We start from the raw sequence: 17907 nt of genomic DNA on the forward strand, positions 1-17907 counted from the left end.
GGCCAACGCTTTCGCACATCAAGCCGCATATGTGCCGACGAGGGCCCATTTGGAGGCCTTTTGTCCCGTCACTCAGCCGATCTTCATCAGGCTTGCATTGCCGCCGGCTGCTGCGGTGTTGATCGACGTCGACACCTCCTCCAGCAGCCAGTTCAGGCAATAGGCCTCGGGATCGCTCGCCAATTCCTCGCTCGATGCCGCCTGCACCAGTAGAAGCGGACCGGGCAGAGCCGCGATCCTTTTATTGACCGCCTGAACCCTGTCGCGATCTCCCTCGACGAGTGCGCCGGAGAACGGCCCGTCCTTTTCCCAATCCGACGTCCAGGAGACCCGGCTGGCGACGGCCGCCGGCAGATCCGCCAAGGTCGATTTCGGAAGGGAGCCGGCGTCCACGACGATGTGGTTGCCCGTGGACAACGCTGCTGCGATCTGGCGATAGAGCCCGGTTTCGGTCTGCGGCACGACAAGAATGCGGCCGCGGGGATGGAGCGCGTAAAGATTGCGTTCGCCGACCGGACCGGTGAGCTCGCGCTCAAGCCCAAGCGCCGAGCGGCTCGCATATCCGCGCGCCGCTTCCCCTTCGGCTGGCAAGCCCTTCTTGTCGAGCCAGACGATATAATCGCGAAGGGCGAGGTCGGTATGAATGGAATCCTGCTGCGGCGGCACCGGAGCCCGCTGCACCAGCCGGCCGATATAGAGCGGACCGCCGGCCTTCGGACCGGTGCCCGACAGGCCGCGGCCACCGAAAGGCTGCACGCCGACGACAGCACCGATGATGTTGCGGTTGACGTAGAGGTTGCCGGCCTTGATGCGGCTCGTCACATGCGCGATTGTTTCGTCAAGCCGGGTGTGAAGCCCGAATGTGAGGCCGTAGCCCGATGCGTTGATATCGTCGATCAGCCGGTCGAGGCCGTTTCGCTTGAAGCGGACGACATGCAGGACCGGCCCGAAGATTTCCCGCGTCAGATCCGACAGGGACTTGATCTCGATGATCGTCGGCGGAACGAACGTCCCCGCCCCAGCACTTTCGGGCAATGGCAGCTGATCCACCTTGCGGCCGAGGCCGCGCATCTGCTCGATATGCTCGTCGATCTCGGCCTTTGCGCCATCGTTGATGACAGGGCCGACATCGATGCTCAGTCGGTCGGTGCGGCCGATCGCCAGCTCGCGGAAGGCGCCCTTCAGCATGTTGAGGGTCCGGTCGGCCACATCGTCCTGCAGGCAGAGAACACGGAGCGCCGAGCAGCGCTGGCCGGCGCTGTCGAAAGCCGAGGCAATGACGTCGGCCACCACCTGTTCGGCCAGGGCCGAGGAGTCGACGATCATCCCGTTCTGCCCGCCGGTTTCGGCAATCAGCGGGATCGGCTTTCCGGTCGAAGACAGCCGCTCGGCCAACTGCGCCTGGATCATGCGGGCAACTTCGGTCGAGCCGGTGAACATGACGCCTGCCGTTCCGACAGCGCCAACCATGCCGGCACCGAGGCGGCCGCTGCCGGGCACGAACTGCAGGGCGCCCACAGGCACGCCCGCCTCGTGGAGGATCTTGACACTCTCCGAGGCGATGATCGGCGTAACACCGGCAGGCTTGGCAAGCACGGGATTGCCGGCCACCAGAGCGGCGGCAACCTGCCCGGTGAAAATCGCCAGCGGAAAATTCCACGGGCTGATGCAGACGATGGGACCGAGGGGCGCATGAGACGGCCCGAGGGTCTTGCGCGCCTGTTCGGCGTAATAACGCAGGAAGTCGATCGCCTCACGCACTTCGCCGACGGCATTGGCCGCAGATTTGCCGGTCTCGCGCATGATGATGCCCATCAGCGTCTTGATGCGGGCCTGCATGATGTCGGCGGCCCGCTCCAGGCACGCTGCACGCTCGCCCGGTGGCACGGCGGCCCATTGCGGCGCATGCTCGGCAGCCATCGCAACGATCCGGGCGGCGTCTTCGACCCTCAGCTCGGTGACCGTGCCGACGACGTCGCGGTGATCGGCGGGATTGAGGACGTCACGCGTCACGCCATCCGTCGAGCCATCGGCCAGAATCGGCAGCGCATGCCATGGACTTGCGGCAGAGGCGGCGAGCACCTGCGCCAGATCGGAAAGGGTCGCCTCATTCGACAGATCGAGGCCGTCCGAATTGGCGCGCGCACTGCCGTAAAGCGCCTTCGGCGAAGCGATCTGCGCGTGGGGGGCGCCGACGACCGGCATGGCGGCGACGGTCTCAGCGGGATCGGCGATCAGCGCCTCGACCGAGACATTCGGATCGGAGATACGGTGCACGAAGGAGGAATTGGCGCCGTTTTCCAGGAGACGCCGGACCAGATAGGCGAGCAGCGTCTCATGCGTTCCCACAGGCGCATAGATGCGGCAGGGCCGATCGAGCTTTTCCTTGCCGACGACCTCATCATAGAGCGGTTCGCCCATGCCGTGCAGGCACTGGAACTCGTATTTGCCGACGGTGAAATCGGGACCGGCGAGATGATAGATCGCAGCCAGCGTCTGGGCATTGTGGCTGGCAAACTGCGGGAAGACGGCATCGGGGGCGGCAAGCAGCTTGCGGGCGCAGGCGATATAGGCGACGTCGGTATAGATCTTGCGGGTATAGACCGGATAGTCGTCGAGACCGTCGAGCTGGGCGCGCTTGATTTCCGCATCCCAATAAGCGCCCTTGACCAGACGCAGCATGACCCGGCGCCCTGAACGACGCGCAAGATCGATAACATAATCAAGCACGAAGGGGCAGCGCTTGCCATAGGCCTGGACGACGAAGCCCAGCCCGTTCCATCCGGCGAGATCGGGGGCAAAGCAGAGCTCTTCGAGCAGATCGAGCGAAAGCTCCAGCCGGTCGGCCTCTTCGGCGTCGATGTTGAGACCGATGTCATAGGACTTGGCGAGAATGGCGAGCGCCTTGACCTTCGGCAGCAGCTCGCCCATCACCCGGCCGGCCTGCGCCCTCGCGTAGCGAGGATGCAGGGCCGAAAGCTTGATCGAAATGCCAGGTCCGTCATAGATGCCGCGCCCATCCGACGCCTTGCCGATGGCGTGGATCGCCTTTTCGTAATCCTTGAAATAACGTTCAGCGTCGGCGGCCGTTGTCGCGGCCTCGCCCAGCATGTCGTAGGAATAGCGGAAACCGCGCGCTTCGAGCGGCCGGGCGCGCTTCAGCGCCTCCTCGATCGTTTCGCCGGTGACGAACTGCTCGCCCATCATGCGCATCGCCATATCGACGCCGCGACGGATGACCGGCTCGCCGGCGCGCGCGATCAGCCGCGTCAGCGCCGCCGACAGGCTGCGGTCGTTGACCGTCGAAGTCAACTTACCGGTGACGACGAGGCCCCAGGTGGCGGCGTTGACGAACATGGATTTACCGCCGCCGATATGAGAGGTCCAGTTGCCCTCGGAGATCTTATCGCGGATCAGCGCATCACGGGTGTCCGTATCGGGAATGCGCAGCAGCGCTTCGGCAAGGCACATCAGCGCGACACCTTCCTGGCTGGAAAGCGAATATTCCTGCACCAGCCCTTCGACGCCGGTGCCCTTGTGCTTGGCTCTCAACGCTTCGATCAGCGTCCGGGCGGTGCTGCGAATGTCATAGCGCTTCGCCTCGGAGACGCGCGCGGCCGCAACCAGCGGCGGCAAACATTCGGTTTCCGGGCGGCGATAAGCGGCCGTGATCGCCTGGCGAAGTTCGGATTGCGGCCGGATCGGCGGGGCAAAGGCGGCAAACGGCGCACTGCCGGCGGGATCATTGGAGGATGCGGGGTCGATCGCTGCGTTCAACATGGGAGTCCCTGATCAATGAATGTTTCGTCTAACGGATAAATGGAACACTGGGCTCGTCGTCCCAGAGCGCATCGTCCATAAAAGCGGGGCCGGAATATTCCGTCTCGCGAAGCGGGCGCGCATCCGGCTTGTCGCGCTTGAGGGTGAATGCCGCGGCAACCGCTCTTATCGCCACCGGCCTGTAGTGAACCAGCAAATCGGGTTTCAGATCGTCACCCGCTTGTTTCTCGTACATCTGTGATCCCCCTTTTGGTGCGGCGCCGCTGCCGATCCCGACAATGCGCGAGGCGCTTACGCCTTCCTCCCATTGCCGACGCATAATCTACCACAGCCGCAAATCGCGATCTCACTTGATTTTGCCAGTTTTCAAGCTGTATGAACTTATAAACAGACCACGGAAAGTTCAAATGACCACAGAACCTGACGTCTTTAGTGAATTGGACCAATTCGACAGAAAGATCCTCGCGGCGCTCGCCGAGGACGGCAGGCTGTCGATCACCGATCTGGCGGCACGGGTCGGCCTCTCGAAGACGCCCTGCCAGTTGCGCTTCAAACGGCTGATCAACGATGGCTATATCGAAGGCTTCAAGGCGGTCCTCAATCCAGCGAAAATGCAGCTCGACCACATCGCTTTCGTCGAGGTGAAGCTCTCCGACACCCGTGAGGCGGCGCTGAAAAGCTTCAACGACGCCATCAAGAAGATCAGGGAAGTCGAGGAATGCCACATGATCGCCGGCAGGTTCGACTACCTCCTGAAGATCCGCACCCGCGACATCGGCCGCTACCGCCGCGTTCTCGGCGAGCGCATCTCGACGCTGCCCCACGTTGCCAACACCTCGACCAACGTCGCGATGGAGACGATCAAGGAAGGCTGGGACAAGTTCGGTTCAAGCCTTTCGTGATCATTGACCCTGCGGCTACATTGCCGCATTGAGCTTTCGGCTCGGCAGCATTATCAACGTTTTCACGCCGGATGGCGGGGGAACCATGCAAAGTCGTTTGGACATGACCGGAAAATGGCTGGTGCGCATTCTGTGCGCCATCGCACTCGTGTCTGTCGGATTTGCGCACCAGGCCCCGGCGATCGCGGCCGACCCCGTTAACCTTGCCGAATATGTGCTTCCGGACGGGACGCTACCCACGCTATGCGTCACTGTTGCCGACGACGAAGGCAACACGGGCACCGATCACAAGCTGCACAATCATGGCTGCGAAGCCTGCCGGATCAGCGCTTCCGTCCTCCTGCCGCCTCCTGCAGACATCGCCGGGAAAGCCGTCGCATTTTCCGTTCGGGTGGATCTTCCGATCCGCATCGAAGCCTTCCGTCGGCAAATTTACCCGCCCAACACCGGTCCCAGAGCCCCTCCTTCCGATCCGATCCTGACCTGAACCCGCGCATAAGCCCCGCTGAGGCGCGCCCTTTGTATTCGGCCGCGCCTTTGCCAGCGGCCACGGATCCGGAATTTCATCATGTCGACAATCACCTCCGCCGCTCCGGCGGAAAACGCCGCATCCGGCGTCTCGCTTTATCGCGCCATCTGGCGCTGGCACTTTTTCGCCGGACTTCTCGTCGTCCCCTTCCTGCTGAACCTCGCAATCACCGGCTCGCTCTATCTCTTCAAGAACGAGATCAACGAAAGCGTCTTCGCCTATCGCTATGACGTCGTCGCTTCAGGTCAACCGCTGGCGCCGGAAAAGCTGACGGAGATCGCGACGGCCGCCGTCCCTGGCTCAGCTGTCACCTCCTACAAGGACCCGGCAACGCCTGAGCGCTCGGCCATCGTCACGGTGTCAGGCAATGGCGGTTCCACGCTCGTCTTCATCGATCCCTATAGCGGCAAGATTCTTGATACGGTCGGCTCGACCGAAGAGTTCAACTACGTCGTCAAGCGTATCCATAGTCTTGCTTTGTTTGGGGGCTTTCCAAACAAGCTGATCGAGATTGCCGGCGGATTCGCCATGGTGCTTGTCGTGACCGGCATCTATCTATGGTGGCCGCGCCGCCAGACGGGCGGCGTCGTCACCGTCCGCGGCACGCCGGCCCGACGTGTCTTCTGGCGTGACCTGCATGCCGTCACCGGTGCCTTCGCAGGCATTCTGATCTTCTTCCTGGCGATCACCGGAATGCCGTGGTCGGGCTACTGGGGTTCCAACGTGCAGGCCTGGCTCGGAAGCCATGGCCTAGGCTATCCCACGCAACTCTGGGACAATGTGCCGAAATCTGAGAAGGTTACCCAGGACATCCTGCCTGTGGTCGGCTGGAGCGTCGAACAGGCTCCAGTCCCGCTCTCCGACCTTGCCGCCGCCCGATCGAACAAGCCGATCGGCCTGAACAGGGCCGTCGAGATCGCAAAGGCTGCCGGTCTGACGCGCGGTTTCGACCTTGCCATGCCTTCCGGTGAAACCGGCGTCTATTCGGCGGCGATCTATCCCGATGATCTCGCCAAGGAGCGGACTATCCACATCGACCAATATTCCGGCAAGCCGCTCGTCGACATCTCCTACGGCCAGTATCCGATTCTCGGAAAAGCCATCGAGTGGGGCATCAACGTCCACCAGGGGCGCGAATTCGGTCGCGCCAATCAATTCCTGATGCTCGCCACCTGCCTGGCGATCATTCTTTCCTGCGTGACCGGCGTCGTCATGTGGTGGAAGCGGCGCCCGTCCGGACGTGTGGGGGTTCCGCCGCTGCCGCCGCGGCGATCGGTTTACATCGGCCTAAGGACCATCGCGGCCGTCTTCGCCCTGGCGTTTCCGCTGACCGGTCTGGCCATCCTGCTGATGATCGCGGCCGACCAGGCCATCATTCGCACGATCCCACTGCTTCGGCGTGCCTTCGCTTGAGGATGTGCCGATGAAGACGATCGCACCCGCCCCTCGGCGAAACTTTGACAAACGACCACTCCGACTGGCAACTTCAAAGGAAACAAATGAGATGACCATGTCAAAACTCCCCCGCATCGCATCCATTGCACTGATCGTGACGGCCGCGGCCACCGGCCATGCCTTGGCTCACGCCCACCTGAAAACTTCGAGCCCAGCCGAGAAGGCGTCCGTCGTCTCTCCCGGCGAACTCGACCTGACTTTCACCGAAGAACTTGATCTCAAGTTCAGCGGCGTAAAGGTCACAGACCCGGGCAAGAAGGACATCAAGCTTGGCGAAGCCGGGCTGAAGGACGATGGCAAGGTCCTGACGGTCCCCGTTTCCACAACGCTGGCACCAGGCGACTACACCGTCGACTGGCATGTGCTTTCGACCGATGGTCACAAGACCAACGGCAGCTATACCTTCACCGTCAAGCCGTGATCACGCCCGAGACAGCCTATATCGCTTGCCGCTTTTTCCTGGACATCGCTGCCCTGTATCTATGGGGCAGTTCCGCATATCTGTGGCTGCTCGTTCCCGCATCCCTTTCCGGGAATATCTGGACACGGCAATATCGGCTTCGAGCCCTTGCAATCGGCTGCATTCTCTCCGCCACGGTCCTTGCCCTCCCCTTCAGGTCCGCGATCCTCAATGGAGACTGGGCGTATGCATCTGATTTCAATGCAATGCTGGATATTATTTCCGGCACGACGATCGGCACTGCCTGGATCTGGCAGGCGGCGGGAGCCGCCTTTGTTTTTCTCACATACGTCGCGGCCCCCATGCGATTGCGGGCCGCTACCATGACGATCGCCGCGGGATTCCTGTTGGCCGGTCTTGCCGCGAGCGGCCATGCCGCCATGAACACCGGCTGGCTTCGCGCCCTGCATCGGGGCAACGATATCATCCACGTGCTGGCGGGAGGCGCCTGGTTTGGGGCGCTGATCCCGGTCGCGTTGATTTTGCCGCTGCTGTCCGATCGCCAGGCCGGTCGTAACGCGACGACGGCGCTCATCCGTTTCTCCACGGCGGGCCACGTCGCGGTCAGTGTGGTGTTGATCTCCGGCATCGCCAACATGTTCCTGATCATCGGCGGTTTCCCGCTCGACTGGTCCGTTGACTATCAGCTTCTGCTTTCCGTGAAGATCCTGCTCGTCCTGTCGATGATCGGACTGGCGATCTTCAACAGGTATGTGCTCGTGCCAAAGCTCTCCCGGCCTCACGGATCTGTGGCAGCACTCAGGATCGGAACCACTGTCGAAATCGTCCTGGCGCTTGCGATCATCGGCCTGGTGGCATGGTTCGGCACGTTGGAGCCGGTTGCCATCTAAACCACTCCTGTGGTTCGACGAGGATATTCGAGAAGCTTCTTTACGCGGGGCTTGGGAACGCCCGCGCCGCCGGCTGTCGGCCCCTATTGCGGCCATCCGTGTGAAGCGACAGCAAGCATGCGACCACGGTGGCAATCGCCTCAAAAGATTGTCAACGCCGGTATCGGAAGGCTTCCAGGAAGGTAGAGAAGGCAGGCGATGGATGGCGCCGGCTGGGGTAGTAGAGATGATACCCCTGAAATGTTGGCGCCCAATCTGCGAGTACTTCCTGCAACCGGCCGCTGTCGACATATGGTCGGACGAGGTCCCTCGGCACATAGGCCAGCCCGACACCATCAAGAGCGGCATGGATCGCTGATCCTATGTTGCTCAGGGTGAGTTGCCCCTCGACACGGACGCTGGATTCGCGACCGTCCTTCTCGAACTCCCAGGCATAGAGCCCGCCTGACGTTGGAAGCCGCAGGTTGACGCAATTGTGGTCCGTCAGGTCGTGCGGGGTCAAAGGCGCGGTGCGACCCGCAAAATATTCCGGTGATCCGACCACGGCATAGGAGACGTCGGGGCCGATGCGAGCGGCCACCATGTCGCGTGCAATCGCTTCGCCAAGCCGTACCCCGGCGTCGAACTGGCGTTCGACGATATTGGTGAACCCGTTGTCGACGATGAGTTCCACGGCGATATCCGGGTAATCACGCAGAAAGGCCGGCAGCCTCGAACGAAAGACCAGTTCGACGGCGTCGTCGGGGCACACGATCCGGATTTCGCCCGAGGGCTTGTCACGCAGCGCACTGACGGCGCTGATGCCGGCGGCGATGCTTTCGAAATGGGGTTGAATGCTTTCCACGAGACGCTCTCCGGCCACCGTTGGCGCCACATCACGCGTGGTGCGGGACAGAAGCCGGACGCCGAGCCTTGCTTCGAGCGCGCTGATCGTGTGGCTCAAGGCCGATCGCGTGACACCAAGCTTCGATGCCGCGCGCGTGAAACTCCGCTCTCGCGCCACTTCGAGAAACGCACGCATTTCCGTGAACTCATCACGTCGCATTGTTGAATCTCCTGCATCACGGCATTCAGATTATAGCTCCTAGTCGCGCAAAACCAGCCCGGCTATCTCTAAGCAACAGACAGGAGAGTATGGATGACGATCGAGCTGACATTGGACGAGACCTCGATGACCGAGAGCGCGGCAACCCGGTGGGCCGCGGTGACCTGTCTGTCGCTCCTCACCTTCCTTCTGGTCGGGTTGGAATTTCTGCCGGTGAGCCTTCTGACCCCGATCGCCGCGGAACTGTCGGTGTCGGAGGGGCAGGCCGGATTGGCGATCACCGTATCCGGCGTCTTCGCGGTCATCACCAGCCTTTTCGGCAATGCGTTCCTGGGAAAGACCGACCGGAAGTCTGTCGTCTTGCTTTATACGGCAATTCTTGTTGTATCGAGCCTGGCGGTTGCGCTGGCCCCGAACTTCACTGTCTTCCTCGTCGGGCGGTCTTTGATCGGCATTTCGATCGGCGGCTTCTGGTCGCTGTCGACGGCAATTCTGGCTCGCCTGGCGTCGAGCCGTGATCTGCCCAAGGCCATAGCGCTGCTTCAGGGCGGCACCGCATTCGCGCTCGTCCTTGCCGCGCCGCTCGGCAGTTTCCTCGGCGGGCTGATCGGGTGGCGCGGAACCTTCTTCGTCACCATACCCATCGGAATTGCGGCGCTTATCTGGCAACTGGTCGTCCTGCCGGCGATGCCCGCAACGGCGAGCGTCTCGGTGACCAGAATATTCGGCCTGCTGCGCAACCGCACATTCGCGATTGGAATGGCGGCGACCGGCCTCGCCTTCATCGGCCAGAACGCACTGTCCATTTACCTTCGTCCGTTTCTCGAAGGCGTCACGGGACTGGAATTGAACCTTCTGTCCACCGTACTTCTCGGCCTGGGCGTCGGCGGCCTGGTTGGAACCTCGGTCATCGGCTTTGCCGCTAGGCGGCACCTCCTCCCCGTTCTTGTCGGATTGCCGGCGGCCCTTGCGATCCTTGCCCTGCTGCTGATCGCTCTCGGGCCGTTTGCGGTGGTGACAGCCTCTCTGCTCGTCATGTGGGGATTTTTCTCGACCCCGATCCCGATCGCCTGGAATACCTGGATGGCTGCCATTGTCCCCGGTGAACTGGAAGCGGCAGGCGGGCTGCAAGTAGCGCTGATCCAGTTCGCCATCGCCGGCGGCGCCTTTGCCGGCGGCATATTGTTCGACACTGCGGGATGGTGGAGCACCTTCCTGCTGGCCGCCGTCCTTCTTGCCGGCTCGGCTGTTCTCGCGGCCCTTGCCGGCCGCCGTGCCTGAACCTTCCGAACTTTCAAAACAGGAGATCACCATGTCCCAAGGGATCGAAAACAAAGTCGTCGTCATCACCGGCGCAAGCAGCGGGCTTGGCGAAGCCACGGCGCGCCACCTTGCCGAGCGCGGTGCTTCGGTAGTCCTTGGCGCCCGCAGAACCGACCGCATCGCGGCGCTGGCCGAAGAACTGACCGCCAGGGGCCATAAGGCCAAGGCGGTCCAGACCGACGTCACGGATCGACATCAGGTCAAGAACCTCGTCGACACGGCCATCGACACCTTCGGCCGTATCGACGTGATGCTGAACAATGCGGGGCTGATGCCCCTTGCGCCGCTCGAACGGCTGAAGATCGATGAGTGGGATCGCATGATCGACGTCAATATCAAGGGGGTGCTCTACGGCATCGCAGCAGCGCTTCCCTACATGAAGGCGCAGAAATCCGGGCACATCATCAACGTCTCCTCCGTCTACGGCCATGTGGTCGACCCGGGTGCCACCGTTTATTGCGCCACGAAATTCGCCGTGCGCGCGCTTTCGGAGGGGCTGCGGAAGGAAGTGAAGCCATACAATATCCGCACGACGATCATCTCGCCCGGCGCAGTCAAAACCGAGCTGATCGAGCATATCAGTGAGAAAGACATCCAAGCCGGCACACAGGAGTTCGTCAGCAGGATCGCTATCGGTGCGGACACCTTTGCCCGAACGGTCGCCTTCGCGGTGAGCGAGCCGGATGATGTCGACATCAACGAAATCCTCTTCCGGCCCACGGCTCAGTCGGTCTAACGGAAGGACGCGCCATGGTTACGACATCCCGGCGCATGAGCCGCCGCACGCTGTTGAGCGGAGCCTTGGCGGCTGGCGCAATGCCGCTCCTGACAAGCGCGGAGGAAGGCCGCGACCAGCCAGCCAGAAACCCATCGATGTCAAGATCAGGATGACATTCAACGATCTGACCCTGACTGCGACGCTTTACGACAACCCCTCCGCGCGCGATCTTGCATCCATGCTCCCCTTGGACCTCAAGATCGAGGACTACGGCAGGAACGAGAAGATCGTCCATCTGCCGCACAAACTGACGGAAAAAGGCAGCGGCCCATTTAGCAACGAACAGCCGGGCGATCTCTGCTATTTCAAGCCGTGGGGCAATCTCGCCCTGTTTTACGCGGATTACCGCTGGGACGGACTGATCCGGCTCGGCCGCTTTGATAACGATTTTGCCCCGCTACTGGTGCGGGGCGAATACCCGGTGCACATCGAACGCGTCTGACGTCAGGCCCGCAGGGTGCCACCGACCGGAGAGTCTTGCTTTCGAATGACGCCCGCTGTCTGATGCCGCGAACCAACGGACCGCTGCAGGCAGACGAATAAGGCGGTCAAATCCGGGAATGAGGATCAGGATGGATCACGCCAACAGCCCGCAGGCATCGGTGAGCGAAGAGAGGGAAGCGCGCAGGCTGCAATATCTTTCCTGGGAACGCATCGCATCGGATCTTCATCATCCCGCGCACCTCTCTCGCAAGGCGGAGCTTCGGCGGTCATGCGGCGCTGCGCTGGCCGAAACGTCCTACATCGCCGAGAATGCCGCAATCTTCACCGAAAGCCTGACGATGGGCGAGCGGTCGTGGATTGCGGGGCATGCGCTGGTGCGCGGCGATGTCATCCTCGGTGACGACTGCTCCATCAACCCTTACGCCTGCGTTTCCGGCAAGGTCACTTGCGGCAATGGCGTGCGCATTGCTTCGCACGCATCGATCGTCGGCTTCAATCACGGCTTCGACGACCCAGATATTCCCATACACCGCCAGGGCGTCGTCAGCATCGGCATCACGATCGGTGACGATGTGTGGATCGGCGCCAATTGCGTGATCCTCGATGGCGCTATGATAGGAAATGGCGCCGTGATCGCCGCCGGGGCAGTCGTCACCGGGGATATTCCCGCTATGGCGATTGCCGGCGGCGTTCCGGCAAAGGTGCTGCGAGGCCGGGGCTCGGCGGCGAAGAAATCCGGCATGGGCGACACCGAAGATCAATTGCTCAAGCTCGGGCATAGGGCACAAGAACAATGGCCGGATATTCTTGCGCGGTGGAAAACCCCCGGAAATTATGAATCGCTGGAAGCGGACGGCACCAGGAGGCCGGCGATCCGGCATCTGTGCGACGCGATCGAAATTGCCGCCGGCTTCGGCCACCTGCCGCCAGGCATCGACCGGTCGGAGACCATCGAGCGTCTCCAAAATCTCCAGGAACCGGAGACCGGCCTTTTCCCGGACGAGCATGCACGCGTACCGGACAAGCCCCTGAGGGATGATCCGAAGGCGCTCTACAACGTCCTTTCGGTTGGATATGCGCTTGAGCTGCTCGGTTCCAGCCCGCGCCAACCTGTCCGGGCCGCCCTGCTCGATGCTCGGGATCTCGACCTATGGCTCAGCGCCCTGCCTTGGCAAAGCAGGGCCTGGCATGCTGGCAGCGTGGTCGATGCCATCGGAACCGCTATGTACTTCAATGCGAAGTATTTTGGCATTCGGCATCCGCGGCAGGCGCTTTTCGAGTGGCTGAGACGGCACGCCGACAGCGTCTCCGGCCTCTGGGGCGAACCGACCGCTCGGGAAGGATGGCTGCAGCCGGTGAACGGCTTTTATCGCCTGACGCGCGGCACCTACGCTCAGTTCGGCGTTGCGCTTCCCCACCCGCATGCCTCGCTCGAAACGGTTCACTTGAACTATCGCAATCACAAGGGCTTCGCTGCCGAGAAATACAATGCCTGCAACCTGCTCGATACGATCCACCCTCTGCTGCTGATTGCCCGCCAGACCGACTACAGGCGAGCCGATGGAGAGACGATTGCGCGCAATCTTATCTCAAGGGCGCAGGACAGATGGCGGGACGGCGAGGGATTTCCTTTCGCCGATGGTGGCGGACCCAGCCTGCAGGGGACGGAAATGTGGCTTTCGGTCATTCACCTGGCGGCCGATTTCCTCGGCCTGGCAGATCGCTTCGCCTTCATTCCCAAAGGCGTGCACCGGACGGCAACGCCCGGGTTGGGTTTGTAATTTCGGTTTCTGCGATCACCCCTGCAGGGATGCCGTCAGCCAGGCGGCAGCAAGGTCGCGGGCATTGCTCCGCTTGGCTTTGACCGGCACGATCACGTTGTAATGCCCTTCCGCGGCAAGTTCGCTTTCCCCAGCGCGCACCAGGGTTCCGTCCTCGAGAAAGGTGTCGACCAGCATGCGCCATCCGAGCGCTATCCCCTGCCCGGCGCGTGCGGCGGCAATGGTCTCGGTATAATGGCTGAACCGCAGCGACGGCTTGACCTCGATATTGGCGCCGGTGAACGATACCCATTGCGACCAGTTGTACCAGGAACGGTCGACAACATCCGTTTCGATGAATTCGTCCGACGAGCCGAGCGGACCACCTCCCCGACGCCTGAGATAATCCGGAGAGCAGACGGGGGAAATGACGTCGCCGCGCGAGGCGATGACCGTCCCATCGCTGAAGGGCGGCAGGCCGTAGCGGACCGCCACATCGACCTCTGCGCCATCGAGAGCAATCGGACTGTCCTGCGATATCACCCGCACCAGTATGCCTGGATTGGCCCGGCGGAATTCGGCGAGCCGCGGCAGCAGCCAGAAAGAAGAGAATGCAACGGTTGCCCCGATCGTCACCACGTCTTGGCTGCGCGACTGGATCGCCTCCACGCTCTCGGCAATATCGGCGAAACTCTTTGCCAGCGTCGCGCCGAGGCTGATGCATGCTGCCGTCGGATCGATTGCCCGGTGCTTGCGCACAAAGAGGGGCTGGCCGAGTTCCTCCTCCAGCGAGGCAATCTGCCGGCTGACCGCCGCTTGGGTGACACCGAGCTCCGTCGCCGCCAGGGTGAAGCTTTTCCTGCGCAGCACCGCCTCCAGGGTCACCAGCGCGGTCAGCGACGGAAGCCGTCTTCGAAATTGCATCTCGGATGCCTTTTCACATGCGAAAATCTTATGCGAGCGTGATTTTTTATGCCGTTGAAAGCCCGCTTCTGCAAGCGCAATCTAGGGAAACTCACATAAGAGGTTCTCATGCTAAACAGGCTTCCATCTTCCATCTCAGCCCTTCTCGAAGCCCGTGCCGATGGTCACTCGCTGCCGGCCGGCCTCTACACCAGAGAAGACGTGTTCGAAGCAGACATCGACGTCTTCTTCCACAATCACTGGATCTGTGTCGGCCTCGACTGTGATGTTGCCGAACCCGGCGACGCCACGGTGATCGATATCGGCAAGACGAGCCTGATCCTCCTGCGTAATGACGACGGCGAAATCCGCGTGCTGCACAATGTCTGCCGCCATCGCGGCTCCCGCCTTCTCAATCCCGGCAAGACGATCGTTTCGAAGCTCGTCTGTCCCTACCACACCTGGACCTATGAGCTGACGGGCGAACTCAGCTATGCCCCCCATATGGGCAAGGATTTCGACAAGGACTGTCGCGGCCTGAAACCGGTCACCTTCAAATCGATCGGCGGACTGATCTACGTCTGCCTCTCCGACAATCCGCCCGAGGACATTGCCGGCCTCGAACAGGCCATGGTCGAGCGTCTCGCGCCCTATGACATCCGCAATGCCAAGATCGCTCACCAGACCGACGTCATCGAGGACGGCAACTGGAAGCTGACCATGGAGAACAATCGCGAATGCTACCATTGCTCCGCCAACCACCCGGAACTCTGCGTCTCCTTCGTCGATCTCGACTTCGGCTTCGATCCCGAAACGCTGAGCCCGGAAGACCGTGAGCAGGCAGAGGAGCACTTCCGCCTTTACGAGGAGCGCACGCAGGCGTGGGAGGCTGACGGTTTCCCCTCGGCTGCCATCGAGCAGCTCGCCGGCTGCGCCACAAACTTCCGCACCCAGCGGCTGATCATAGCAGGCGCCGGCGAATCCCAGACCCACGACGCCACCGCTGCATCCTCCAAGCTCCTCGGGCAGATGACCCGCAAGGATCTCGGCGACATGCATCTCTGGGGTCATAACAGCTGGAACCACTTCATGGGCGACCATGCGGTCGTGGCAACCGTCATCCCGCTCTCGGCAGGCAAGACGCTGGTCAGGACCAAGTGGCTGGTGCACAAGGACGCCGTCGAGGGGGCCGATTACGACCTCGACAAGCTGACGGATGTCTGGATCGCAACAACGGACCAGGACGCCGACCTCGTCGCCCGTTCCCATGCCGGCGCTCTCGATCCCGCCTATCAGCCGGGGCCCTATTCCCGCTTCTCCGAGACGAACCTCGACAAGTTCGCCACCTGGTACATCGACCGGATGCGCGCTCATGGGTATTGATCTCACATCCATGCGTCTAGGTCAGAGCGCGCGGCAGGTCTGGGATCCGGAGACCGACGAGACCCTCGTCTGTCTCGACGTCCATCAGGAGACGCATGACGTGAAAAGCTTCACGTTCGCGTCGCCCGAAGGCAAGCATTTCCATTTCGATGCCGGCCAATACTTTCTGTTCGACTTCCCGACGGGTTCGGATGGCGAGGCGCGATGCTACAGCATCTCGTCGTCGCCCCACCGAAGCAACGCCTTTACGGTGACGGTCAAGCGCGTGCCCGGCGGCAGGATATCGAACTGGCTCCACGACCACATGGCTCCGGGCATGACCGCCAAGGGTCAGGGACCGCTCGGTCATTTCATCCGGCCCAAGGGCGAGAAGATCAAGCTTCTGCTGCTCTCCGGAGGTTCGGGCATCACGCCCGTCATGTCGATCACGCGTGATCTGGCAGACCGCTACGAAGCGTCGGACATCGTCTTCCTGCATGCGGCGAGAACGCCGGCCGATCTGATCTTTCGCCATGACCTTTCGGGGCTCGCAGCGAGGATGAAGGGACTGCGCCTCCAGTTTCTTCCCGAGACGGTCGCCGGCGAATTATCATGGCCGGGGCTGACCGGCCGGATCTCGCCGGAATTCCTCAAGCTTGCCGTTCCCGACATCGCCGAACGCGTCGTCATGTGCTGCGGTCCCGCGCCGTTCATGGCAGCGGCGCGTTCGATCACGGCTGCTCTCGGCGTCCCCGCAGAAAGCTATATCGAAGAGAGCTTCGACGCCGCGGTCATCGACGAGCCAGGCCTCGACGTCGAAGCACAGCCGGTGACGAGGATTTTCCAGGTCGAATTCTCGAAACAGAACAAGACCTTGGAAGTCCCGTCAGCCCAGACGGTGCTTTCCGCGGCAAAGAAGGGCAGCGTCCGCCTGCCTTCCTCGTGCTCGAACGGGGTCTGCGGGACCTGCAAGTCGAAGCTTGTCTCCGGCTCGGTGGAGATGAACCATAATGGTGGTATCCGGCAACGCGAGATCGACGCCGGCTTTTTCCTGCCTTGCTGCTCGAAGCCGCTCAGCGATCTCGTCATCGAACGCTGAGCGACACCTCAGCGGCGTCATCGAGGAGAACATGGTGCTCAACCTCGAAAGCCTGATCGCCGAGGCCGGCTCGGAGAGCATCAAACTGGAAACCCAGGCCCTGATCACCGACAAGGGCGCGGAGCGGCTGGACAGCTTCCCGTGGGAAGAGATCTGAAGCGTGCTCAGTGTGCTCTTGAAGCCGCCGCGCGATGCTGCGACGGGGTCTGCCCGAAGGTCCGCTTGAAGGTTCGCGTGAACTGCGAGGCATTTTCGAAGCCGACATCAAGCGCGATCTCGATCAGCGGCGCTTTTGACTGGACCAGGATCGATTTTGCCCGCTCCATGCGGACCCGATTATAGGCCTTGGCGGGAGACATTCCCGTCTTGTCGATGAATATTCTCTCCAACTGCCGCCGTGACAGGCCAACCATGGCAGCAAGCTTCTGGATCGATATGCTGCCGTCGACGAACTGTTCCATCGTAATCATCGCCGCCTTTACGCGGGCGTCGTCATAGTCGTCATACAGCGGACGGCGGGGCTGTATGTCCGCCGGCGCCCGGGCCTTCTCGATCTGAAGCACCTCAAGCGCATTTCGCTCGGCATCCCGGCTGATATATTTCCTGACCAGCAACGCCGCCATGTCGGCCGCGCTGCTGCCGCCGGCGCAGGATCCGCGCTGGCGATCGAGATTGAAAAGCCGATCGGAACGGACGCCGAGGTCAGGAAACCGCTCGCGAAACTCCTTGTAATGCAGCCAGCTCACGCAGGACTCGTGCCGCTTCATCAGGTCCGCCGCCGCAAGAATGAACGATCCCGTGCAGACGCCGATCAGCGGCACCTTCTTGGCATCCGCCTGCTTGAGAAAGGTGATGGTCTGCTGGTCGACAGGGTTTTCCACCGTCAGAAGCCCCCCGACGACGACGATGTAGTCGAATTTCAACGGATCGACGAAATCGGAGGTCGGAGCAACCTGGACGCCGCAGCTCGAAGTGATCAGATGCCGCGTGCTGCCGATCACCTGCCAGTCGGCAAGCACCCGTCCGGACCGATCCTGCTCATCACTGGCAAGGCGCAGCGTGTCGACAAAGAGTGCGAAGGCCGACAGCGTAAACGACCGCGACAGCACGAACCCTACCTTGAGCCGGGCACCGGATTTCGCGACGCCGTCTCCCTGCCGATGCTGCTCCGGTCGCATAGTCATCTCCTCGCCGCCTCTTAAAACTCGGAAAAACG

Annotated in this window: 15 protein-coding genes and 2 pseudogenes; 12 read left to right on the forward strand and 5 right to left on the reverse strand. The window is 61.9% G+C overall.

The features are described 5' to 3' along the window. Window positions 1-72 precede the first annotated feature (72 nt). Window positions 73-3780 carry a trifunctional transcriptional regulator/proline dehydrogenase/L-glutamate gamma-semialdehyde dehydrogenase gene (gene putA, locus FFM81_RS24425; RefSeq protein WP_138384408.1) on the reverse strand — a complete coding sequence of 1236 codons (3708 nt, stop codon included), beginning with the start codon at window positions 3778-3780 and terminating at the stop codon, window positions 73-75. Between the two features lie 28 nt (window positions 3781-3808). Further along, window positions 3809-4015 (reverse strand): hypothetical protein, encoded by a 207-nt coding sequence (locus FFM81_RS24430; protein WP_097534714.1) that lies wholly within the window; start codon window positions 4013-4015, stop codon window positions 3809-3811. A gap of 172 nt (window positions 4016-4187) precedes the next feature. On the opposite strand from FFM81_RS24430, the gene FFM81_RS24435 reads away from it, so the two are divergent. From FFM81_RS24435 to copD, 5 genes are all read left to right on the forward strand, one after another. Next, window positions 4188-4682, forward strand: coding sequence for an Lrp/AsnC family transcriptional regulator (locus tag FFM81_RS24435; protein WP_003572905.1), 495 nt, complete (start codon window positions 4188-4190; stop codon window positions 4680-4682). An 85-nt stretch (window positions 4683-4767) separates the two neighbouring features. Continuing rightward, on the forward strand, window positions 4768-5169 hold the full coding sequence (locus FFM81_RS24440) for a DUF2946 family protein (protein ID WP_128399773.1): 402 nt from the start codon (window positions 4768-4770) through the stop codon (window positions 5167-5169). 81 nt (window positions 5170-5250) lie between these two features. Further along, entirely contained in the window at window positions 5251-6624 is a 1374-nt protein-coding gene (locus tag FFM81_RS24445) for a PepSY-associated TM helix domain-containing protein (RefSeq protein WP_138384407.1), read from the forward strand. 97 nt (window positions 6625-6721) lie between these two features. Continuing rightward, entirely contained in the window at window positions 6722-7087 is a 366-nt protein-coding gene (copC, locus tag FFM81_RS24450) for a copper homeostasis periplasmic binding protein CopC (protein WP_025418677.1), read from the forward strand. Continuing rightward, on the forward strand, window positions 7084-7977 hold the full coding sequence (gene copD, locus FFM81_RS24455; RefSeq protein WP_138384406.1) for a copper homeostasis membrane protein CopD: 894 nt from the start codon (window positions 7084-7086) through the stop codon (window positions 7975-7977). The genes copC and copD overlap by 4 nt, the downstream gene beginning before the upstream one ends. 151 nt (window positions 7978-8128) lie before the next feature. Here copD and FFM81_RS24460 read toward each other — a convergent pair whose 3' ends face one another. Further along, window positions 8129-9022 (reverse strand): LysR family transcriptional regulator, encoded by an 894-nt coding sequence (locus tag FFM81_RS24460; protein WP_138384405.1) that lies wholly within the window; start codon window positions 9020-9022, stop codon window positions 8129-8131. Between the two features lie 93 nt (window positions 9023-9115). On the opposite strand from FFM81_RS24460, the gene FFM81_RS24465 reads away from it, so the two are divergent. From FFM81_RS24465 to FFM81_RS24480, 4 genes and pseudogenes are all read left to right on the forward strand, one after another. Next, window positions 9116-10303: an MFS transporter gene (locus FFM81_RS24465; RefSeq protein WP_138384404.1), complete on the forward strand. Its 1188-nt coding sequence runs from the start codon at window positions 9116-9118 to the stop codon at window positions 10301-10303. Between the two features lie 31 nt (window positions 10304-10334). Continuing rightward, the gene (locus FFM81_RS24470) at window positions 10335-11081 is read left to right on the forward strand and encodes an SDR family oxidoreductase (RefSeq protein WP_138384403.1); all 747 of its coding nucleotides are present in this window, start codon (window positions 10335-10337) and stop codon (window positions 11079-11081) included. Window positions 11082-11095: 14 nt separating this feature from the next. After that, window positions 11096-11565: pseudogene (locus FFM81_RS24475) on the forward strand (cyclophilin-like fold protein). 130 nt (window positions 11566-11695) lie between these two features. Beyond that, window positions 11696-13348, forward strand: coding sequence for an acyltransferase (locus FFM81_RS24480; RefSeq protein ID WP_138384402.1), 1653 nt, complete (start codon window positions 11696-11698; stop codon window positions 13346-13348). Window positions 13349-13363: 15 nt separating this feature from the next. On the opposite strand, the gene FFM81_RS24485 is transcribed toward FFM81_RS24480, so the two are convergent. Next, the gene (locus FFM81_RS24485) at window positions 13364-14251 is read right to left on the reverse strand and encodes a LysR substrate-binding domain-containing protein (protein ID WP_003572924.1); all 888 of its coding nucleotides are present in this window, start codon (window positions 14249-14251) and stop codon (window positions 13364-13366) included. Between the two features lie 108 nt (window positions 14252-14359). On the opposite strand from FFM81_RS24485, the gene FFM81_RS24490 reads away from it, so the two are divergent. The 3 genes and pseudogenes from FFM81_RS24490 to FFM81_RS24500 all read left to right on the forward strand — a co-directional run. Next, window positions 14360-15613: an aromatic ring-hydroxylating oxygenase subunit alpha gene (locus FFM81_RS24490; RefSeq protein WP_138384401.1), complete on the forward strand. Its 1254-nt coding sequence runs from the start codon at window positions 14360-14362 to the stop codon at window positions 15611-15613. Further along, window positions 15603-16691, forward strand: a complete 1089-nt coding sequence (locus FFM81_RS24495) for an FAD-binding oxidoreductase (RefSeq protein WP_138384400.1) — start codon at window positions 15603-15605, stop codon at window positions 16689-16691. The genes FFM81_RS24490 and FFM81_RS24495 overlap by 11 nt, the downstream gene beginning before the upstream one ends. Window positions 16692-16695: 4 nt before the next feature. Then, window positions 16696-16848 (forward strand): annotated as a pseudogene (locus FFM81_RS24500) (aminopeptidase P family protein); the annotation flags it as partial. A gap of 7 nt (window positions 16849-16855) precedes the next feature. Here the strand turns inward: FFM81_RS24500 and FFM81_RS24505 are convergent. Then, the gene (locus FFM81_RS24505) at window positions 16856-17869 is read right to left on the reverse strand and encodes a GlxA family transcriptional regulator (protein ID WP_025418668.1); all 1014 of its coding nucleotides are present in this window, start codon (window positions 17867-17869) and stop codon (window positions 16856-16858) included. Between the last annotated feature and the right edge of the window lie 38 nt (window positions 17870-17907).

The organism is Rhizobium hidalgonense (assembly GCF_005862185.2).
GTDB classification, from domain to species: Bacteria; Pseudomonadota; Alphaproteobacteria; order Rhizobiales; family Rhizobiaceae; genus Rhizobium; species Rhizobium hidalgonense.

Excerpts from the sequence above, each read along its gene's own strand:
- FFM81_RS24430 (WP_097534714.1), bottom strand. The coding sequence starts at position 4,015 with ATGTACGAGAAACAAGCGGGTGACGATCTGAAACCCGATTTGCTGGTT.
- FFM81_RS24460 (WP_138384405.1), bottom strand. The coding sequence starts at position 9,022 with ATGCGACGTGATGAGTTCACGGAAATGCGTGCGTTTCTCGAAGTGGCG.
- FFM81_RS24470 (WP_138384403.1), top strand. The coding sequence starts at position 10,335 with ATGTCCCAAGGGATCGAAAACAAAGTCGTCGTCATCACCGGCGCAAGC.
- FFM81_RS24505 (WP_025418668.1), bottom strand. The coding sequence starts at position 17,869 with ATGCGACCGGAGCAGCATCGGCAGGGAGACGGCGTCGCGAAATCCGGT.
- FFM81_RS24495 (WP_138384400.1), top strand. The coding sequence starts at position 15,603 with ATGGGTATTGATCTCACATCCATGCGTCTAGGTCAGAGCGCGCGGCAG.
- copC (WP_025418677.1), top strand. The coding sequence starts at position 6,722 with ATGTCAAAACTCCCCCGCATCGCATCCATTGCACTGATCGTGACGGCC.
- FFM81_RS24485 (WP_003572924.1), bottom strand. The coding sequence starts at position 14,251 with ATGCAATTTCGAAGACGGCTTCCGTCGCTGACCGCGCTGGTGACCCTG.
- FFM81_RS24445 (WP_138384407.1), top strand. The coding sequence starts at position 5,251 with ATGTCGACAATCACCTCCGCCGCTCCGGCGGAAAACGCCGCATCCGGC.
- FFM81_RS24440 (WP_128399773.1), top strand. The coding sequence starts at position 4,768 with ATGCAAAGTCGTTTGGACATGACCGGAAAATGGCTGGTGCGCATTCTG.
- FFM81_RS24435 (WP_003572905.1), top strand. The coding sequence starts at position 4,188 with ATGACCACAGAACCTGACGTCTTTAGTGAATTGGACCAATTCGACAGA.
- FFM81_RS24480 (WP_138384402.1), top strand. The coding sequence starts at position 11,696 with ATGGATCACGCCAACAGCCCGCAGGCATCGGTGAGCGAAGAGAGGGAA.
- putA (WP_138384408.1), bottom strand. The coding sequence starts at position 3,780 with ATGTTGAACGCAGCGATCGACCCCGCATCCTCCAATGATCCCGCCGGC.
- FFM81_RS24465 (WP_138384404.1), top strand. The coding sequence starts at position 9,116 with ATGACGATCGAGCTGACATTGGACGAGACCTCGATGACCGAGAGCGCG.
- FFM81_RS24490 (WP_138384401.1), top strand. The coding sequence starts at position 14,360 with ATGCTAAACAGGCTTCCATCTTCCATCTCAGCCCTTCTCGAAGCCCGT.